Raw genomic sequence first — 17,974 nt, forward strand, 5'->3', positions numbered from 1 at the left:
ATACCGCGGCGGTATGACGTAGGGACTCCGCCAACAATATTGGAAGAAATCTGAAACTTGAGAAAACTATTTCCCGAAAGCTTCTACAAAAAGAACAGAGAGTTGAATTTATTTATAGAGCTAGTGATCAAATAACCATATGTCTCGATGAATAATAAATGGGAGAGCTAATGGGCAACAAGAAATTAATAGTTTGTATTCGTTGTAGTTATGAAGTGAATAGATTAGCAGAGTTGTATCTATTAGATGCATATGAAAAATTAGTGTTAAGTAAACCAATAAAAGTGAGCAAAAAGGAAGAAAACTCTGAATGTAAGAAAGTAGATTTGAGGAGGGTTAAATGGTAACAGTTAGATTATATGCAAGAGTTTCTTCAGGGAGACAAGCACAAGAAGGTACAATAGCAAGTCAAATTGCTGCTATAGAGAATCAAATTAGTATGGACGGACATAAATTATTAAATGAATATAAATTTATTGATAATGGTTCTAATATAATCCGTCCTGGTTTAGAAAAATTACGTGATAAAATAGCAGAAGGTAGCATTGATAAGGTTTATATTCATTCTCCTGATCGTTTATCTCGCAAGTATGCATATCAGATGGTATTACTTGAAGAGTTCAAGAAACTAGGAGTAGAAGTCATTTTTTTTAATTAGCGATAATCCAGAATGGCTTTGTTGCATCGCTACTTATGAAAGGCTAACTATAGCTAGGATTATAAGCAACCTATTGAAAATCTTGTTTTTTTGCAATCAATCTGATCAAATTTAAGAATAGTAATTTATTATTTATATTAATAAACTTAATTCTATTGAAAATAGCTAAAGCATTGAAATTCTTGAATTTTAGCCGGATTAGTGAGTGGTAGTGAAATTTCTTTTACTCAAATTTAGGTATTCACTGACCGTTCTTGTTATAAATACCAGAATAATAAGCTACTGATATTCTCCATCTTTTTTATCTTTAATCCATCATAGCTAGCGATGCAACAAAGCCATCCGGGAGGAGAAGAAGTATGGGGAAAACTTTCGGAGCTACTCAATCATCATTTTATCGGTGAAAATGGGCTTGAATACATGATAAGTATGATGGCGGTAGATGCTGGATATGCAACACAAGAAGTATACAACTGGGTAAGAGGTCACCAGGGCTCTGGGAGGGTAATGGCAGTGAAAGGTGCAAACAAAGCGCTAGTGCCACTTAGCAGCCCAAGTAGAGTAGATGTAACAGTTAGCGGACAAAAGCTAAAGAGAGGAATGAAGCTGTGGCCAGTTGGAGTATCGATATTAAAGTCCGAGCTTTTTCAGCTACTTAATGTTTTAACAGAAGGGGCGCGGGGGTATTGTCATTTTCCCGAATATCCACCTGAATATTTTAAGCAGCTAACCGCAGAGCAACTAATTACCAAGGTAGTAAAAGGATATACCAAACAAGAGTGGCAAAAGATAAGAGACCGAAATGAAGTACTAGATTGCCGAATTTACGCAAGAGCAGCGTCTATTGCCCTGGGGATTGATCGTTGGCCAGAGAGTAAATGGGAAAGTTTAGCAGGTGAAAAAGCTAAAAAGTCAAAGAGAGTGAGAAGAAGTCAATGGTTGAGTGAGAAAAGTTGATGTACAACCAAGAATATTTAACTCAAGTAGAAGAAGCGATAAAGAAGCTACAGAGCGGAGAGAGAGTAGTATCAATTGCGTACAGCGATCATGTGGTTAGGTATGGGGAAGTTCAGATAAAAGATCTATTGGATTTAAGACAACGAATCAAAGCAGAGTTAAAAGTTGCAGGTGTGAAGCCAAAGAGAAAGATTGTTATTTCAACGAGTAAGGGGATTGACAAAATTGTGTAAAAATGTTATAGTCTATAGTTGATGTTTTCTGGTTAATCATATGGCTCAAAGTCAAAAAAAGCTCAATATTAATGTAAGTTTCGAGGGTGAATTTGCTCAGTATCTTACAGAGGTCGCAAAAGCATGGAATAAAACTATACCAGAAGTTTTAGTGTGTCTTGTGAAAGAAGAATTTGAAGCAGAGAAAGAGATGGCTGAAATTATAAAAGAACGTGATGTGCCAGATGCAAAGACGGTCAGAAGTGAGGATGTCGATTGGGATAAAATATTATCTGCAAAGACAATTAAAGATGAGTGAAATACAATATTATCTATTCAGAAAAGGTTCTTGAGAGAGATTTCCTTACTTTACCACCAACAATAAGATCAAGAATTAGAAGAGCTATAGACGAGCGGCTTACAATTGATCCAATTAATCTTGGTAAACCATTAAGTGGTAGATTAGTAGGAAGTAAAAGATTAAGAGTAGGCGATTATCGGATTATTTATAAAGTAGATAAATTAGAGAACACAGTAATCATCACAGAAATAGGACACAGAAGTACCATTTATTAAGAGGTAAAGGGAGTGTTAAATAAACTGTGTCAAACCGAAAAAAAAGTAATAAATTGATATAAAAAAATGGAGGTTTGACAATGAGTCAGAAAGTAGTAAACAGAACTACCGGTTTGGTAGATTATAAAGAATTAGAAACAAATATCCTGTTGTCTATACGAGAAGGAAGACCGTTGACAGGAAGAGATGGAGCATTAACACCGTTTATAAAAAAGTTGCTGGAGGTAAGCCTGGAAGGTGAAATAGAAAACCACTTGTCGGCTGAAAGCGAAGAGAATAATCGAAGAAATGGGAGGAATGCAAAGACTTTACGTACAAGCGCAGGGTCATTTGAGCTTTTGACGCCAAGAGATAGGGAAGGAAGTTTCGAACCACAAATAGTCAAAAAAAGGCAAACAAACTTACATCCAGAGCTTGAAACGAAGATTTTGAGCACATTTGCCAGTGGTATGGGCTATAGAGATATAGTGTCACATGTTGAGGAAATTTATGATCACAAAATATCGGTGGCAGAGATATCAAGTATTACTGACAAATTGCTACCAGTAATCAACGAATGGCGTAGTCGCCCGCTGCAGTCTGTATATCCGATAGTTTTCATGGTTTTTTAAAGTCAAAGAGGACGGGCATTGCGTAAGTAAATGCATGTATAACATATTAGGCATAGATCAAAATGGCAAAAAAGAAGTATTAGGTTTTTATTTGGCTGAAAGTGAAGGAGCTAACTTCTGGTTGGGAGTGCTAAATGACCTCAAAGAAAGAGGAGATACCGTCTTGTTAGTCAACAAAAAAATTATAAAAATTTCCCAAGTTGCATCATAAAATCAAAAAATACTTCCAATTGTGTAACAGTACACAGATTATAGTTAGTGGATATGTTGATAAGTAAATTAGTTTTATACGCACAAAACAGATGAAGTTTACTTATCAACATATCCACTAACTATAATCTGTGTACTGTTACACAATTGGAAGTATTTTTTGATTTTATGATGCAACTTGGGAAATTTTTATAATTTTTTTGTTGACTAACAAGACGGTATCTCCTGTCATCCCAGCACCTTCTTCCTGTTATCTGAGTAGCTGACACTGTACGAACATTGTCTATCAGGAAGGTGTCATGCAAGTAGCTGACACTGGTTCTTTTATGAAGGTGTCATTCTAGTCTGGAATCCAGGAAACTTAATTGCAAGTAATGCATTGGGTTTGGTGAGTATAAAAGTGTTGTGTTATGGCTAACGCTGGCTAGGTTTTCCTGCATCATACCGCCGCGGTATCTCTAGATCCCGCTAACAAGTAGCGGGATGACGATTGTCAGGGTGTCATTCCAGCGCCCCTATAATGTCATCCCAGTACTCCTATAATGTCATCCCAGTGCTCCTATAATGTCATCCCAGTGCGTGACACTGGGATCTCATTTCACTCTATAATAGCAGTGCTCCTTTCTTGTCATCCCAGTACTGATTAGCTATAAAATTTAAGAAGATATTTAAGAAATTTACCAAGCGGAAAAAAAGGCAAAAGAAGCCCCGTGGTGCGAGTTTTGACTCTATATTACTGTAAGTGGCGCTGTAATAATGTGCTAACGCTTAAAATAAGCGCGATTTGGCTGAATGTAGAAAAAATTTAAAAGACATGCAGCCGCTATAATTTTATGTAATCCGCCAATAAATACCCTGAGTTTTTACTGAATTTTGTCATTGAGCCTGCAGGTCAAAAACAAGTTTTGAGTCATGAATACCCTTATTATTATAATAAGGGGGCTGGCGGAGTTTGTCAAGCAAGTTTTTTTTCTACTGAATGACAGTTGTGGCTTGGGAGGTAGTGCAAGAAGTCTATTTCCACAAAAATGCTTCAATTTATCTTAACATTTTGTCAACTACCTTTATAGGAACGACAATTTAAAAGGGCATTTTTACATATTCCATATGGCTGCCAGTTGCACCCCTCACATGCGTAATCAAATTTCTTTAAAGACATTTTCTCTCTAATCTTTTTTACCGCCTCATTCCAAGTTAAAGTCTCGCCAATTTTTATTCCTAAAATTCCCATATGCCTTCTATCTAGCTCTAAAACTTTAGCTTGTTCGGTGCATTTACCTTGTTTAGTCTGGTTTGGGCAAGCACTACAAATACTATCAAGATTGCCAACTACTTTGATTTGAGTGTTAGGATCACTCATTACTTTGCTTGCTATCTTTTTATAATTTTCTACAAAACCCTGAGAATACCCATATCCCAGAAACGCGAGGGTGCACATGAAATGATGAGGACGAAACCTTATCACTTTTTCAAATACTGCAAAACCGCTACGAGTAGAAAAATTTTTACCAAACCAGGAAGGATAAATGGTAAAACACCCACCATTATTGCTTGTCCCAGACCCAAGTAAACAGCAAGCCAACTAACACCACAAATAAAGATTACAACTGTACCAGCCAGACAACTTAAAGAATTGCGCGCGAGTAATTCACATTTAAGGCTTAAGAGTTCATTTACTTCACCCATCACTATGACAGCAGCTAAAAAGCCAATTAAATATCCACCTGTTGGTCCGAGAAAAATGTGATAACCACCAGAAAAATTCGCAAAAACAGGAAATCCTGCTGCACCAAGTGATAGATATGTAAGCACAGAATAGAATGCTGTTCTGCGGTTAAATTTAAGCCCAATAAGCATTACTCCTAAAGTTTGCAATGTGATAGGCACAGGCTGCAATGGTACGCTTATTTGAGCCATCAAGAATAAAAGTAAAACGCAAGACAATATTTCAGCCAGTGTTGATCTACTGCTAGATTGTGTTATAAACATACCTTCCCAATAAAAATAACTTATAAAATATAATATATATAAGAGGTTTTGCAATTTAAATTTTGCTTATATTGTGCTACAATGAATTATTTATGCACTATTAAATTAAAAATGATAAGTAAACAAGATCTATTATCGTTGATGAAAGTAAGACACAGCGGACGTTCATACGATACTACAAGAGCAATATCTCAGGAAGACATGGATATTTTAATGGAAGCTGTAAGGCTGACTCCCTCATGTTTTGGTGATGAACCTTGGAGATATGTGATATGCAACAAACAGAACAATCAAAGCGCATGGGAAAAGCTGCTAAATTGTCTTGATGAATCTAATCAAAAATGGGCAAAAGATGCACAAGTGTTAATCATATCTTTCAGTGCTAAAAACTTCCGTAAACGAGGTAAAGGAGAAAATCTTTGGGCTAGTCATGATACTGGTGCAGCAAATTATGCACTTATGCTACAGGCTGCATCTGTGAACTTAATGGCTCATCAAATGGGTGGATTTGATAGAGATAAAATAGTAGAAAGATTCAACATATCCGATGATTTTAATGTAATGTCAGTGATAGCGGTTGGTTACGAAGAAGAGGGTGCTGAAACAAGTAAGAAAAAAAGAAGACCAATAGAAGAAATATTTTTTTATGATGAGTGGCCAAGGTCCTAAAAATTTTATCAAGATGCACGGTACTGGCAATAATTTTGTTATCATAGACTCACGTTCAACAAACAATTTAGACTGGAACTATAGACAAATTGCTGATCAAAGCAGTTGTGATCAAGTGATAATTATAACAATGTCTAATGCTGCAGACTGCTTTATACATATCTATAATGCTGATGGTAGTCGAGCTGAAATGTGCGGAAACGCAGCACGCTGTGTTGGATATTTGATAATGTCAGAAAAAGGTACTGAGTATATCACTATTGAGCTGGTAAACAAACGCATTTTAGAGTGTTTTAAAGTTGGTGATAAATCCATAAAGGTTAACATGGGTAAACCTTTGCTAAAATGGCATGAAATTCCCTTGTCTACTGAGTGTGACACTCTTCACTTACCTATAGAGCTTGAAATGCTAAAAGATCCTGTTGCAGTAAATATTGGTAACCCTCATATAGTTTTTTTTGTTGATAACATAAGTGAAATACCATTGCGAAATTTAGGACCAAAGCTAGAAAATCACGTACTATTTCCTCAGAAAATTAATATTAGTATTGCACAAGTTGAAAAGTCTGGAGAAATAGCTTTAAGAGTTTGGGAAAGAGGTACAGGCATTACTGCATCATGCGGTAGTGCAGCCTGTGCAGCACTTGTTGCATCCACACTACGTGGATATCTGACTGCCCAACAGACTTCAGTAGATTTACCAGGAGGTAAGTTATTAATCGAATGGGCAAATAACGTATTCATGACCGGTGATATAGGATTTTTGTGATCGTTGTTTTCACAATGCAAAACTACTTGACAAACTCCGCCAGCCCCCTTATTATGATAGTGAAGGTATTCAGTTATCTTCATCTGTGCAGATTAAACAGCAAGAAAACAACGTAGTTGGCGTCTTATTTTTAATTTTTTGCACTATGTGCACCTTATGTCTTCACAACATTTCTGGGTTTTTACCTATATAAGCTGAAACGCGCTTATAAGTCGTTTAAGACAGTATAGTACGCCAATTTGCAGGATTAGAGAGTGACAACTAGCTAACACGGGATTTCTTTTGCCTTTTTTTCTGCTTAGTAAATTTCTTAAACATTTGAACTAAGGTGAGCTGCACTTAAAAGCAGCTAAATTGCAGTGTTTAAGACTTAAAAAAACGCCAATACAGAAAATAGACAATAACCAGGGCTTCTTTTGCCTTTTTTTTCGTTTGGTAAATTTCTTAACGTTTGTAGCTAAAAGAGCCCAAGAGAGGTGTCATCCCGCTGCTTGTTAGCGGGATCTATGTTAAGAGATACCGCGAATGAATCGCGGTATGACGTAGGACTGCTGTCATCCCAGTGCCCAGACACTGGGATCCAGCTAAGTTAGTGAGTGTAAACAGTAGCCAACCTTACGTTAAAACACAACGTTCTTGATGAGATTGCATAAAAACTGGATTCCTTACATCATAGAGGCACTGCCATTATAGAGTGAACCAGTGTCTGGGCACTGGGATGACAAAAAAAGGGGCTACTTGGATGACAAAAAAGAGGCACTGGGATGACACCCTGACAATCGTCATCCCGCTGCTTGTTAGCGGGATCTGCTGAGATACCGTGGCGGCATGACGCAGAGCTCACGTTAGCTATACTTTTATACTCACCAACTCAGTATCCAATCTGGATCCCAGTGGGCTTTGTTGCATAGCAGCAGAAAAGCTAGTGATTACTGACTAAATTCATTATAAAATGACGATTTAAGGATAAATATGCCACAAAAAATGAGAGTCAGTAACCATAGAGAATATAACAAATTTCTAGAAAAAAGAGGAAATATTTTTCATTATATCAACGAAGCCATAGAAAATTGGTATGAAATTGGGCCAAAAATGTAGGGTGGCAACAATATTTACAGCAACAAAGTGGTAATTTTGATACATATAATAACCCATCTATTCAGAATAGGTTTGAGTGGGATTTTTAGAGGGATACATTGAACAAATAGGAAAAAATTTGCAGCTATTCACAAGCATCAAAAGAAACTTGATATTAAGATCAATGATTGCAGAGTTGATAAAAATAACATGGAAGATATCGAAATTGCTATAGACAGTACAGGAATTAGTATATACAACAACACACAGCAAAGAGAATAGCAAAGATAGAGAGTACCGCGGCTATAAACAAGTAAGAAAATTGCACATAATGTTGAGCAAACAAGTCATAGCTACAAAATACAGTAATGGCGTTTACTCTGATCACTATGGAGCATTGGGGAAATTTGATGTTAAATATGCTATAAAAGCTCTATAAGCTGTGTAATCAATATGGCATAAAAACGAAAATTCCTCCGAAAAACAACGCAGCAGAGCATCCAAAATTGGATTATATGCTTGATAGAAATGCCGCTATTCAGTTAATGAAATTACATGGTGAGAATGGTATAAAAAGATGGAAAGAAGAAGTAAATTACGGAAAAAGATCGTATATTGAAGGATTTTTCTCAAGGTTGAAGCGAATATTTGGGTTTAGTTTTAAGAATAAATCTGAGACAAATAGAGAGAAGAAACTGCTTATTAAATGCTACTTAATGAACAAATTTACTGCAATTGGTATGCCTAAATTTGAAATAGTCGCATAAAATTATTTACTCTGGAAAAAACTTACGTTGCTATGCAACAAAGCCCACTGGGATCTAGAAAAAAGAAATGTGGATTCCAGTGTCAAGGCACTGGAATAACACCACTTACTAAGTATTTAAACTATAATGTTCATCATTACACGCTGGCAGGATGTCATATATAGTGTTACCCAGGTAGCTGTGCTGGGGCTTATCGTCTTTAAGATCCCAATTAGATAGAAGGTTTATACTTTTTTCAAATCAAAGCTTGAATTTTTGCTTGAAAATCAATATATTATATATATGAAGTTTTAATTTAAGTTGTTATGTTGACCCCAATGGCAAGCTTATGTGTTGATAGCAGAACCAATCTCATGCAATATATTGCTAGAGTGCAAAAATTTCCTATGCTGTCTCAAGAGGAAGAGGTACGATTAGCAAAAAATTGGAACCAATATAAGGATATTTCTTCTGCTCATAAATTGATTACCAGCCATTTGAATTTGGTAGTGAAAATTGCAATGAAATTCAAAAATTATGGACTATTGTTGATGGATCTGGTCATGGAAGGGAATATGGGTTTAATGCATGCAGTAAAAAAGTTTAATCCTGATTTAGGGTTTCGTTTTTCAACTTATGCAGTGTGGTGGATTGAAGCTTCAATAAAAGACTTTATATTGAAATCTTGGTCGTTCGTGAAAATAGGCACAACGCAAGCACAAAGAAGATTATTTTTTAGTTTACGTAAAATAAAAAAAAGAATTTTACAGTATACAAACAGAGAGACTTTAAGCAATGAAGAAATAAAAGCAATATCTAATGAGCTTTCTGTATCCGAAGGAGATGTTCTGCAGATGAATTACCGTTTGGCTTGTAAGGATCAGTCGCTAAACGATTGCATAAAAATAGGTGATGACTCTAAAAGGGAGTTGCAAGATATGATCCCATGTAACTTGGTCAGTCAAGAAGTAACCTATCAGAATCATGAAGAAAAAGAATTAAAAGAAACAATTTTAAACAATGCACTAGCAAGCCTTAACGAAAGGGCAAGAGACATTTTTATCAGTAGATATTTGTCTGAAAACACTCAAACTCTAGATGAACTTAGTAAAAAATATTGTGTTTCAAGAGAAAGAATAAGACAGTTGGCTGAGCAGGCGATGGCTAAGGTAAAACAATATATACAATCAGAAAGTTTGAAATTTGGTTTGCATGCGTAGTTTTTTTATATTTCTAATATTTTTTTCAATAGGCGCTTTTGCATCGGTTAGTGATGTGCAATTGAAGGAAAAATACAAAGACTGGCTTGTATATACTACATCAGAAGATGGAGAGAAAGTGTGTTACATTGTATCTTACCCTAAGACAAAAAGCGAGCATTATACAACCAATCGCAAGCCGTATGTAATGGTCAGTTATGTTGATAAAAAAGCAGATGAGGTAAGCGTTACCTCTGGTTTTCAGTATGATAAGGAGCCTGTAGCTCTCAATATCGACAAAAAAATTAAATATACACTGCCTATAATACAGGGAAGTTTTGCGTGGGCAGAGCATACAAAAATAGATCAAGATCTCATTCTAAAAATGAAGCAGGGATTATCAATGGTAGTTAATGGAAAAACAAAAACAGTGACCATTGATGATACTTATTCCCTACTTGGTTTTCAAAAAGCGTATCAAAAAATGCATGATTTATGTCATACAAAGTAAATCATTGTAACAAAATACCCAGCTATAGTATAAACTGGACTACTCTTTCAATGGAAATATAAATAGCACTTTACTTTATATAGGATGTGGATATCATTTAAAATATATTTTTGAGAGTTAGCAATGTCAGAGGTTGCAGGTGTAGATACAGAAATCAAAAAAAATTCTGTGTGCGAGCAGATGCGTTTTAGCGTGAGCCGTACAAGTCTTTTAAATACATTATCCAGAGTAAGTGGAGTGGTTGAAAGGCGTAATGCAATAGATGTTTTGGCATGTATAAATATCAAAGCACAACACGGCAGCATAAAATTAATGGCAACTGATCTTGACATTTCAATGTTTGCCTCACTTGCTGCAACCGTATTAACAGAAGGAGAAGTAAAAATTTCAGCGCATACTTTACATGACATAGTGAAGAAGTTACCCGCTGATTTGGATGTCAATTTTGAAGTAAACAACCAAAGAAAATTATTGATGTCTTGCGGAAATGCAAACTTTTCTTTACCGAATGTAGTTTCAAGCAGCTTTCCTGCTCTTGAAGAAGACAATTATAAACATGATTTTATTCTACTAAATACGGACCTGATAGACTTATTAACTAAAACAAAATTTGCTGTATCACTAGATGATACAAGGTATAATTTAAATGGAATATATCTACATACAGACGAGCAGTTTCTGTACTGCGTTGCAACTGATGGTCACCGTTTATCATGTATAAAGAGACCAAAGCCTGGGAACATCAATGGCGAATTTGGTGTGATCATTCCACGTAAAACTGTTATGGAGCTGTTAAAAATATTGGACGACTGTAGTGAAATTAATGTAAAACTCTCAGACAGAAAAATCAAGTTTACATGCGGTGAATATATTCTAATATCAAAATTAATAGATGGGACTTTTCCAAATTATAAAGCAGTTATTCCAGCATCTCAAGATAAGCATATGATTATTGAAAGTAAAAAACTTTCAGATGTTATAGATCGAGTTTCCGTTGTTGTATCTGATAAAGTAAAATCCATTAAATTCTCACTACAAGAAAAGCTGCTGACTCTGCATTCAAACTCTCAAGAGTGCAATGATGCAACTGAATCCATAGAAGTGGACTACAATGAAGCCCCTATAGAAATAGGGTTTAACTCGCGTTATTTACTTGATGTTCTATCCTGCATAAAAAATAAATGTAAGTTTAGCTTAGCCGATGGTAATAGTGCTACAATTATCACTGATGAAGACGATTCAAGTGTATTATATGTAGTGATGCCAATGAGAACTTAAACTTGTCATCCCGCTTCTTGTTAGCAGGATCTGGAGATACCGTGGCGGTATGACACTTATTTCACTAAGAACGTTACTTTTTATTAAATTAGTAATCTATCTTTACCAAATATAAGCCAAAAGGTGGTGCAGTAACTCCAGCTGCATTTCTTTTGCATTGGTTTAATATATTTAGCATTTCTTGTGGATTAGTTCTATTTTTTCCAAATTCAACTAAAGTACCCACAATGATCCTCACTTGGTTATGTAAAAAGGAAATAGCAGATATTTTGATGTGTATATGATTCCCATTTTGTATTATATCGATATCATCAATTGTTCTCATCGGATTTGCGGCTTGACAATCTTTTGAACGAAAACTTGAAAAGTCATGTTTTCCAAGTAGATGTTTAGCAGCTTCACGCATAATATTTACATCAAGTGGGTTAAACACTTGCCATACATAACCTGTCTCCAGAGCGGCAGGAGCATAGCGATTAACTATTCTGTATTCGTAATATCTTTTTTTTGCTGAAAACCGTGCGTGAAACGCATCATCTACAACTTCTGCATTCAGTACAACTATGGGAATTGATTTTAAATGATAATTTATTGCGTTTCTTATTCTATAAAGCTCAAATTCCTTTTCCATATCAAAATGAGCAATTTGTCCTAAAGCATGAACCCCTGCATCAGTCCTGCCACCGCAGTACAAAGTAACTTTCTCACCACTAAAATTAAATATAGCATTTTCTATGGCTTCCTGGATTGAATTAGCAGAATGTTGCTGCTTCTGCCAGCCAGAGAAACTACTACCATTGTATTCTATCGTTATTTTGTATCGCACTGCAGAGTCTATCTAACTTTCTATCTTAATATAATTTAGGTAGCTAATTTTTCTACGATAACGTTCTTCGTTATTAAAAAACCCTTGGCAGGTTGTTCACGTTTGATTATCATGGAAGTTATACAAGTTAATAAATGATCCATGGCAAACAACTCAGAAGAAAGAAATAATGATAAGCAAAAAGCATTAGATAACGCAATAAGCCAGATTGAAAAAGCATTTGGTAAAGGTGCAATAATGAAGTTGAAGCAAAACCCTGTAGAGAAAATAGACACAATATCCACAGGATCAATTGCGCTTGATTCGGCTCTAGGTGTTGGAGGTCTGCCAAAAGGACGTATAATTGAAATATTTGGTCCCGAGAGTTCTGGTAAAACCACTCTTGCCTTGCACGTGATTGCTGAAGCACAAAAAAAAGGAGGATCATGCGCATTTATCGATGCAGAACATGCATTGGATGTCTTATATGCTCGTAAACTTGGGGTAAGCACTGATGATTTAGTAATTTCGCAACCAGACACTGGGGAACAAGCATTACACATTGTTGAGTACTTAGTGTGTTCTGGTGCGGTTGATGTGATAGTTATTGACTCTGTTGCAGCGTTAACTCCAAGAGCTGAAATTGAAGGTGATATGGGTGATCAACATATGGGGCTGCAAGCAAGGCTTCTAAGTCACGGGCTACGAAAGCTAACCTCTGCCGTTTCAAAAGCGAACTGTATATTGATATTTATTAATCAAATTCGTATGAAAATAGGAGTAGTGTATGGAAATCCTGAAACTACCACGGGTGGAAATGCATTAAAATTCTATACTTCTGTAAGGCTTGACATAAGAAAAGTTGGTGTAATAAAAGACAAAGAAAATATTACAGGCAATGAAACAAGAGTTAAAGTTGTAAAAAATAAAGTTGCTCCTCCATTTAGAGAAGCGAAATTTGATATAATGTACAATGAAGGTATATCAAAACTCGGAGAAATAATAGATATGGGAGCAAAGCTTGGTGTGCTTGAAAAAGCAGGTGCTTACTATTCATATAACAATACACGTCTTGGACAAGGAAGAGAGAATGTAAAAACTTACCTAAAAACAAACAAAGAAGTCGCAAATGAAATAGAAATGAAAATCAGAGATTTACTCAGAAATCATGATAATTCTATTATAATAGACGAGGATAGTGAGCAACTTTTAGAAGAATCAGTGTTCTGATCTAAACTTAGTTTGTGTTGGATGGGTTGTTACAGTATGACGGTGTGTGCTAATCTGTAATGTTACCTTGTATCAAGAGGACTTTGCTGAAGCAGTTAAAAAAAGCTTTTCATGAGAAATTATAAATGATAAATTGTTAACAATAGGTTATTGTGAATAAGATTATGTGTTTTAGTTTACCTAATATAAACAGGGAAGGTTATTTATTTATAGTCGTTGCCTTTATAGTAACGTGTATAGCATTCTCTATATCTTGGGGGTTTGGTGTTACGTGCTTGTTTCCGACATTATTGTGTACTTATTTCTTTCGCGATCCAACAAGAGCTGTGCCAAACAACAAGGATCTTATATTAAGTCCTGCTGATGGTGTGATTTCAAAAATTGAAGAAGTTAATTATCCTTTATCGGCAGAAAATGGAGAAGAGAAGAAGTTCACGCTTGTTAGCATATTTTTAAGTGTTTTGAACGTCCATGTGAACCGTATACCAATATCTGGTACGATAAAGGAAATGAATTATAAAAAAGGCAAGTTTGTATCCGCAATGAGCAATAGGTCTAGTAATGAAAATGAAAAGCAGGTTATTGTGATTGAATACGAAAAGGGAAAAGAAATTATTGTGGAGCAAATAGCTGGATTAATTGCACGTCGTATCGTTTGTAATTTAGGAGTATCCCAGAATGTGAAAGCAGGTGAAAGGTTTGGAATTATAAGATTTGGTAGTAGAGTGAATATTTATGTTCCTGCTGATATAGAAGTCAGAGTTTCAGAAGGGCAAACTGTTATTGGTGGTGAAACAATTATAGCAAACTTAAATAAGGAAAACGTTCAAGAGAAGCTTACTTTTGACGTTATATGAATAACGATGGAAGTAACAGTAGATTCTTACCTATTACTAAATTATTCCCAAACTTTATAACTTTATTGGGTTTATGTTCTGGTCTCACTTCACTTAAATTTACATTTAATGAACAATGGGAATTCTCAGTAATTTTTATCATCATTGCAGCAATAATAGATGGAATGGATGGCAGAATAGCTAGAATTCTAAAATCAACTAGCGATTTTGGAGCCCAGCTTGATTCTTTTGCAGATTTTCTAAATTTTGGTGCAGCGCCTGCATTTCTTTTGTATTTTTGGAAGCTAAACGAAATCAAAGTCATAGGTTGGATTTTAGTAATGATATACGTAATCTGCATATCAATAAGACTTGCAAGATTTAATGTTTCGCTACACTCAGAACAATCACACTGGGAAAAATTTTTCTTTTCTGGTGTTCCAGCTCCAGTGTGTGCTTTACTTTCTTTGTTACCAATAATTATTACCTTTCAATCTCATGAGAGTGAATACTTACTTCTCATAGAGCGATTTTTTAACACAAGAAACGTAGCTTGTTACTTTCTGGCCATTTCATTTTTTTCGATAAGTCACATTCCAACCTTCTCTGCAAAATATATTTATGTTCCCAAAAGCCTATCCTATATATTTGTGTCATTTTTTGGAGTACTTATTATATTTTTCATCAGTAAGCCCTGGATGACGCTACCAATTTTAGGTGTAGTGTATGTACTTACTATTCCAGTAAGCACTGGGCTTTATATATATTACTCGTATAAAGCTCGTTAGCTATAAGTTGTAATAAAAAGTAGTGAGCAGCATGATTGTAAAAATAAGTGAACTGTTAAATTCATTTCTGTACATAAAGATATTCAACATTCCATTTATAATTATTTGGGTAATTGCAACTGGGGTTTTTTGTACCATCCAATTCAAATTCACTAACTTTAGATTGTTCAAGCATGGAATACAGACGCTATTCAATCTAAAGTGTAATAACAATAACAATGGCATAATCACTCATATTCAAGCGTTTGCAACAGTAATTTCAGGAACAGTTGGTCTTGGAACAATATCAGGAGTTGCAATAGCTATCACAATAGGGGGCCCAAGTGCAGTTTTTTGGATGGTAATTACCGGAATACTTGGTATGTCGATAAAGTTTGCCGAGGTGGTGCTTGCATTCACCTATCGCTCTGAAAATGCAACTGGCGGGGCTTTTTATTACATGAAGTACGGGCTTGCAAAAATTGGATTTGCAAAAACTGGTAGATTTCTTGCCTTTACTTACGCGATTATGCTACTTATTGCAATGATTTTGGGCGGTATACCATTTCAAGCGAATCAGATAGCAGCATTGTCAAATAACCTCTTCGAATACAACGCATCTATTATTATATCCCTGCTTGTCTTTATTGTAATATTGGGAGGAATAAAGCGCATTGCTTTCGTTTCAACGAGCTTAGCACCAATTATGATAGTGCTATATATGGGTATGTGTATATATTTAATTTATGTAAACAGAAGTAATTTGCTGAATGCTCTATCCATAATATTCCAAGACATCTTCAATAAATCAGCTATAGGAGGCGGAGTATTGAGCGGATTAATAGCAGGAGTGAGAAGATCAGTGTTTGCTAACGAAGCAGGTACCGGAACAGCAGCTATAGCACATTCAGCTGTAAAAGAAGAAGATCCAATTAAAGTTGGATGCGTTGCAATGATTGCACCACTTATAGACACAATACTAATCTCATTTTTGACTGGTATCGTGATAATTATTACTGGTATGCATAGCACTGATAACGTGGGTAATATTACACTAATTAGTTCGGTATTTTCAACAGTTTTGCCCTTGTTCAGCAAGTTAGTTTTTCCGCTAATGATGTTTTCCTTTGCATTTTCTACAATAATAGCTTATTGTTACTACTGTGAAGTTGCTCTGCTGTATTTATTTGGTAATAAAAAAATACTGATACCGTTCCAAATTCTTATAGTGGTTTCAGTATATATCAGTTGTATGTCAAAAAATATAGAATTTATATCTTACCTAGGCGACAGTTTGTTCATGTGCCTTATGATTCCAAATGCTGTTGCAATATATCTACTAAGAAGGGAAGTTTTGAATACAATAGATTCTTATTACAATTCTAAAGGGTATTAACATGATTTATAGATTACTTTGTATGGTGTTATTTTGCCTATTGTTTAATGATGTGTACGCTGCTTCAGGTTTTTATGAAAGTTATGATGCTGTGTTGAATGGAATAAATAACTTCATGAATGAAGTGCTGTTTTTCAAAATCCTTTACGTGCCATTTATAATCTTTCTACTAGCTTTTGGTTATGTGTTTCTAACATTACGTTTTGGATTTCTCAACATAAGAATGTTTAAGCATGCGTTTGCTATTTTATGTGGAAAATATGACACGAATCACCATGATGGTCATATTACGCATTTTCAGGCATTTATGACTGCACTTTCAAGCACAGTAGGCCTTGGAACTGTTGCTGGAGTCGCAATTGCAGTTTCAATGGGAGGGCCAGGAGCGGTGCCTTGGATGATGATTACAGGTTTTTTTGGTATGTCAGCAAAATTTGCCGAAGTGACTTTAGCATTTAGACATAGAACAGAAGATCAGGAGCAATTGTTTAGTGGTCCCTTTCAGTATATAAGGAATGGTCTGGAGGAATTTGGATTTAAAAAACTTGGTATTGTTTTAGCTGCAATATATGCAGTATTCTTTGTATTATCAGGTCTTGGTGGAAGTGTAGCGTTTCAAACCAACCAAATGGTTTCAATATTATCTGGCTATTCAAGTTGGGTAGATGGTCACTCTTGGTTTCTTTCTTCCATAATCTCTGCGCTGCTTGCTCTAGTGATTATTGGCGGAATTAAAAGGATAGCTAGAGTATCTTCTGCACTAGTGCCTATTATGTCACTCATATATATATGTAGCTGCCTTATTATTATTGGATTTAATATCCACAATCTTGGTCACACATTTAAGATATTATTTTCCAGCATGATAGATTTTAATGCTGTTGGCGGAGGGATGGTAGGAGCATTTGTTGCTGGAATTCAAAGAGCAATTTTTGCCAGCGAAGCTGGTGTCGGCTCTGCTGCAATTACTCATGCAACAACTAAAGATGAAGAACCAGTAAGAACTGGGCTTGTTGCTATGATAGAACCGTGTTTTGATACAATGCTCACTTGCTGTTTAACTGGAATAACGATAGTAATAACAGGTGCATACCAGACTAGTGTTGGTGAAGGGATATTAATCACTCAAAAGGCATTTGAAACTGTTTCTTCATGGTTTCCTATACTTTTAACCATAGCTGCACCTTTGTTTGCATTTTCTTCAGTAATTTCGTTTGTATATTGTTGTGAAATGGGGTGGCTATATTTATTCGGTGCAAAAAGTATAGTGATATATCGCATAGCAGTAATAATTGTAGCGTTTTTTTCTGCTCTTTCTAAAGATATAATGGCTATTGCCAATATCGGTGGAACTTTGTTCTCTTGTTTAGCTCTCATCAATATGACAGCGCTTATACTGTTTAGTAATCAGATTAACGATGAAGTTCAGTGCTACCTAAAAAGGCTGAGGAATAATAAAATTAATTAGGTTCTTGGTA

At 35.5% G+C, this 17,974-nt stretch carries 20 protein-coding genes and 2 pseudogenes; 19 read left to right on the plus strand and 3 right to left on the minus strand.

Annotated elements, in window-relative coordinates:
• Positions 1-170: 170 nt before the first annotated feature.
• From ABWU38_RS08045 to ABWU38_RS08075, 7 genes and pseudogenes are all read left to right on the plus strand, one after another.
• Positions 171-347, plus strand: a complete 177-nt coding sequence (locus tag ABWU38_RS08045; RefSeq protein ID WP_264687851.1) for a hypothetical protein — start codon at positions 171-173, stop codon at positions 345-347.
• Positions 341-658: a recombinase family protein gene (locus tag ABWU38_RS08050; RefSeq protein ID WP_264687852.1), complete on the plus strand. Its 318-nt coding sequence runs from the start codon at positions 341-343 to the stop codon at positions 656-658. Before ABWU38_RS08045 ends, ABWU38_RS08050 begins: the two co-directional genes overlap by 7 nt.
• A 345-nt stretch (positions 659-1,003) precedes the next feature.
• Positions 1,004-1,615, plus strand: a pseudogene (locus ABWU38_RS08055) (terminase gpA endonuclease subunit); the annotation flags it as partial.
• The gene (locus ABWU38_RS08060; protein ID WP_353272265.1) at positions 1,615-1,848 is read left to right on the plus strand and encodes a hypothetical protein; all 234 of its coding nucleotides are present in this window, start codon (positions 1,615-1,617) and stop codon (positions 1,846-1,848) included. The pseudogene ABWU38_RS08055 and the gene ABWU38_RS08060, both read left to right, overlap by 1 nt.
• Before the next feature lie 40 nt (positions 1,849-1,888).
• Positions 1,889-2,146, plus strand: coding sequence for a hypothetical protein (locus ABWU38_RS08065; protein ID WP_264688165.1), 258 nt, complete (start codon positions 1,889-1,891; stop codon positions 2,144-2,146).
• Positions 2,143-2,403, plus strand: a complete 261-nt coding sequence (locus ABWU38_RS08070) for a type II toxin-antitoxin system RelE family toxin (RefSeq protein WP_253303276.1) — start codon at positions 2,143-2,145, stop codon at positions 2,401-2,403. The genes ABWU38_RS08065 and ABWU38_RS08070 overlap by 4 nt, the downstream gene beginning before the upstream one ends.
• A gap of 80 nt (positions 2,404-2,483) precedes the next feature.
• Positions 2,484-3,186: pseudogene (locus tag ABWU38_RS08075) on the plus strand (transposase); the annotation flags it as partial.
• A gap of 1,092 nt (positions 3,187-4,278) precedes the next feature.
• Here the strand turns inward: ABWU38_RS08075 and ABWU38_RS08080 are convergent.
• Together ABWU38_RS08080 and ABWU38_RS08085 are read right to left on the minus strand one after the other, a co-directional pair.
• Positions 4,279-4,689 carry a DUF1284 domain-containing protein gene (locus tag ABWU38_RS08080; protein ID WP_353272264.1) on the minus strand — a complete coding sequence of 137 codons (411 nt, stop codon included), beginning with the start codon at positions 4,687-4,689 and terminating at the stop codon, positions 4,279-4,281.
• Positions 4,686-5,213: a biotin transporter BioY gene (locus ABWU38_RS08085; RefSeq protein WP_264687867.1), complete on the minus strand. Its 528-nt coding sequence runs from the start codon at positions 5,211-5,213 to the stop codon at positions 4,686-4,688. The genes ABWU38_RS08080 and ABWU38_RS08085 overlap by 4 nt, the downstream gene beginning before the upstream one ends.
• 81 nt (positions 5,214-5,294) lie before the next feature.
• Between ABWU38_RS08085 and ABWU38_RS08090 the strand changes: the two genes are divergently transcribed.
• The 7 genes from ABWU38_RS08090 to dnaN all read left to right on the plus strand — a co-directional run bounded on the left by ABWU38_RS08090 (position 5,295) and on the right by dnaN (position 11,462).
• Positions 5,295-5,882, plus strand: a complete 588-nt coding sequence (locus tag ABWU38_RS08090; protein ID WP_353272263.1) for a nitroreductase family protein — start codon at positions 5,295-5,297, stop codon at positions 5,880-5,882.
• The gene (gene dapF, locus ABWU38_RS08095) at positions 5,863-6,651 is read left to right on the plus strand and encodes a diaminopimelate epimerase (protein WP_253309959.1); all 789 of its coding nucleotides are present in this window, start codon (positions 5,863-5,865) and stop codon (positions 6,649-6,651) included. Before ABWU38_RS08090 ends, dapF begins: the two co-directional genes overlap by 20 nt.
• 972 nt (positions 6,652-7,623) lie before the next feature.
• A complete protein-coding gene (locus ABWU38_RS08100; RefSeq protein WP_264732015.1) occupies positions 7,624-7,749 on the plus strand; it encodes a hypothetical protein in 126 nt (41 codons plus the stop codon).
• 494 nt (positions 7,750-8,243) lie between these two features.
• Positions 8,244-8,495, plus strand: coding sequence for a hypothetical protein (locus ABWU38_RS08105; protein WP_253309417.1), 252 nt, complete (start codon positions 8,244-8,246; stop codon positions 8,493-8,495).
• Positions 8,496-8,800: 305 nt separating this feature from the next.
• Positions 8,801-9,694, plus strand: coding sequence for an RNA polymerase factor sigma-32 (locus tag ABWU38_RS08110; RefSeq protein WP_253309418.1), 894 nt, complete (start codon positions 8,801-8,803; stop codon positions 9,692-9,694).
• The gene (locus tag ABWU38_RS08115) at positions 9,687-10,184 is read left to right on the plus strand and encodes an invasion associated locus B family protein (RefSeq protein WP_353272262.1); all 498 of its coding nucleotides are present in this window, start codon (positions 9,687-9,689) and stop codon (positions 10,182-10,184) included. The genes ABWU38_RS08110 and ABWU38_RS08115 overlap by 8 nt, the downstream gene beginning before the upstream one ends.
• A 123-nt stretch (positions 10,185-10,307) precedes the next feature.
• The gene (gene dnaN / locus ABWU38_RS08120; protein WP_353272261.1) at positions 10,308-11,462 is read left to right on the plus strand and encodes a DNA polymerase III subunit beta; all 1,155 of its coding nucleotides are present in this window, start codon (positions 10,308-10,310) and stop codon (positions 11,460-11,462) included.
• An 88-nt stretch (positions 11,463-11,550) separates the two neighbouring features.
• Here the strand turns inward: dnaN and truA are convergent, their stop codons facing one another.
• Complete coding sequence (gene truA / locus ABWU38_RS08125) at positions 11,551-12,288, minus strand: tRNA pseudouridine(38-40) synthase TruA (RefSeq protein ID WP_096617503.1); 738 nt, start codon at positions 12,286-12,288, stop codon at positions 11,551-11,553.
• A gap of 141 nt (positions 12,289-12,429) precedes the next feature.
• Between truA and recA the strand changes: the two genes are divergently transcribed.
• The 5 genes from recA to ABWU38_RS08150 all read left to right on the plus strand — a co-directional run bounded on the left by recA (position 12,430) and on the right by ABWU38_RS08150 (position 17,964).
• Entirely contained in the window at positions 12,430-13,497 is a 1,068-nt protein-coding gene (recA, locus tag ABWU38_RS08130; protein ID WP_264687864.1) for a recombinase RecA, read from the plus strand.
• 164 nt (positions 13,498-13,661) lie between these two features.
• Positions 13,662-14,354, plus strand: a complete 693-nt coding sequence (locus tag ABWU38_RS08135) for a phosphatidylserine decarboxylase (protein WP_253309960.1) — start codon at positions 13,662-13,664, stop codon at positions 14,352-14,354.
• A complete protein-coding gene (locus ABWU38_RS08140) occupies positions 14,351-15,121 on the plus strand; it encodes a CDP-alcohol phosphatidyltransferase family protein (protein ID WP_182183504.1) in 771 nt (256 codons plus the stop codon). The genes ABWU38_RS08135 and ABWU38_RS08140 overlap by 4 nt, the downstream gene beginning before the upstream one ends.
• A gap of 31 nt (positions 15,122-15,152) precedes the next feature.
• Positions 15,153-16,496, plus strand: coding sequence for an alanine/glycine:cation symporter family protein (locus tag ABWU38_RS08145; protein ID WP_353272804.1), 1,344 nt, complete (start codon positions 15,153-15,155; stop codon positions 16,494-16,496).
• Position 16,497: 1 nt separating this feature from the next.
• Positions 16,498-17,964, plus strand: coding sequence for an alanine/glycine:cation symporter family protein (locus ABWU38_RS08150; protein WP_253309422.1), 1,467 nt, complete (start codon positions 16,498-16,500; stop codon positions 17,962-17,964).
• Positions 17,965-17,974 lie beyond the last annotated feature (10 nt).

The sequence above is a fragment of the Wolbachia endosymbiont (group A) of Urophora cardui genome (genome assembly GCF_964028435.1).
Lineage (GTDB): Bacteria > Pseudomonadota > Alphaproteobacteria > Rickettsiales > Anaplasmataceae > Wolbachia.

Coding starts and splice junctions, on each gene's coding strand:
- ABWU38_RS08115 (WP_353272262.1), top strand. CDS start 9,687: ATGCGTAGTTTTTTTATATTTCTAATATTTTTTTCAATAGGCGCTTTT.
- dnaN (WP_353272261.1), top strand. CDS start 10,308: ATGTCAGAGGTTGCAGGTGTAGATACAGAAATCAAAAAAAATTCTGTG.
- ABWU38_RS08100 (WP_264732015.1), top strand. CDS start 7,624: ATGCCACAAAAAATGAGAGTCAGTAACCATAGAGAATATAACAAATTT.
- ABWU38_RS08105 (WP_253309417.1), top strand. CDS start 8,244: ATGCTTGATAGAAATGCCGCTATTCAGTTAATGAAATTACATGGTGAG.
- ABWU38_RS08135 (WP_253309960.1), top strand. CDS start 13,662: ATGTGTTTTAGTTTACCTAATATAAACAGGGAAGGTTATTTATTTATA.
- ABWU38_RS08065 (WP_264688165.1), top strand. CDS start 1,889: ATGGCTCAAAGTCAAAAAAAGCTCAATATTAATGTAAGTTTCGAGGGT.
- ABWU38_RS08045 (WP_264687851.1), top strand. CDS start 171: ATGGGCAACAAGAAATTAATAGTTTGTATTCGTTGTAGTTATGAAGTG.
- ABWU38_RS08145 (WP_353272804.1), top strand. CDS start 15,153: ATGATTGTAAAAATAAGTGAACTGTTAAATTCATTTCTGTACATAAAG.
- ABWU38_RS08085 (WP_264687867.1), bottom strand. CDS start 5,213: ATGTTTATAACACAATCTAGCAGTAGATCAACACTGGCTGAAATATTG.
- ABWU38_RS08060 (WP_353272265.1), top strand. CDS start 1,615: ATGTACAACCAAGAATATTTAACTCAAGTAGAAGAAGCGATAAAGAAG.
- ABWU38_RS08140 (WP_182183504.1), top strand. CDS start 14,351: ATGAATAACGATGGAAGTAACAGTAGATTCTTACCTATTACTAAATTA.
- dapF (WP_253309959.1), top strand. CDS start 5,863: ATGAGTGGCCAAGGTCCTAAAAATTTTATCAAGATGCACGGTACTGGC.
- ABWU38_RS08090 (WP_353272263.1), top strand. CDS start 5,295: ATGAATTATTTATGCACTATTAAATTAAAAATGATAAGTAAACAAGAT.
- ABWU38_RS08150 (WP_253309422.1), top strand. CDS start 16,498: ATGATTTATAGATTACTTTGTATGGTGTTATTTTGCCTATTGTTTAAT.
- ABWU38_RS08050 (WP_264687852.1), top strand. CDS start 341: ATGGTAACAGTTAGATTATATGCAAGAGTTTCTTCAGGGAGACAAGCA.
- recA (WP_264687864.1), top strand. CDS start 12,430: ATGGCAAACAACTCAGAAGAAAGAAATAATGATAAGCAAAAAGCATTA.
- ABWU38_RS08110 (WP_253309418.1), top strand. CDS start 8,801: ATGTTGACCCCAATGGCAAGCTTATGTGTTGATAGCAGAACCAATCTC.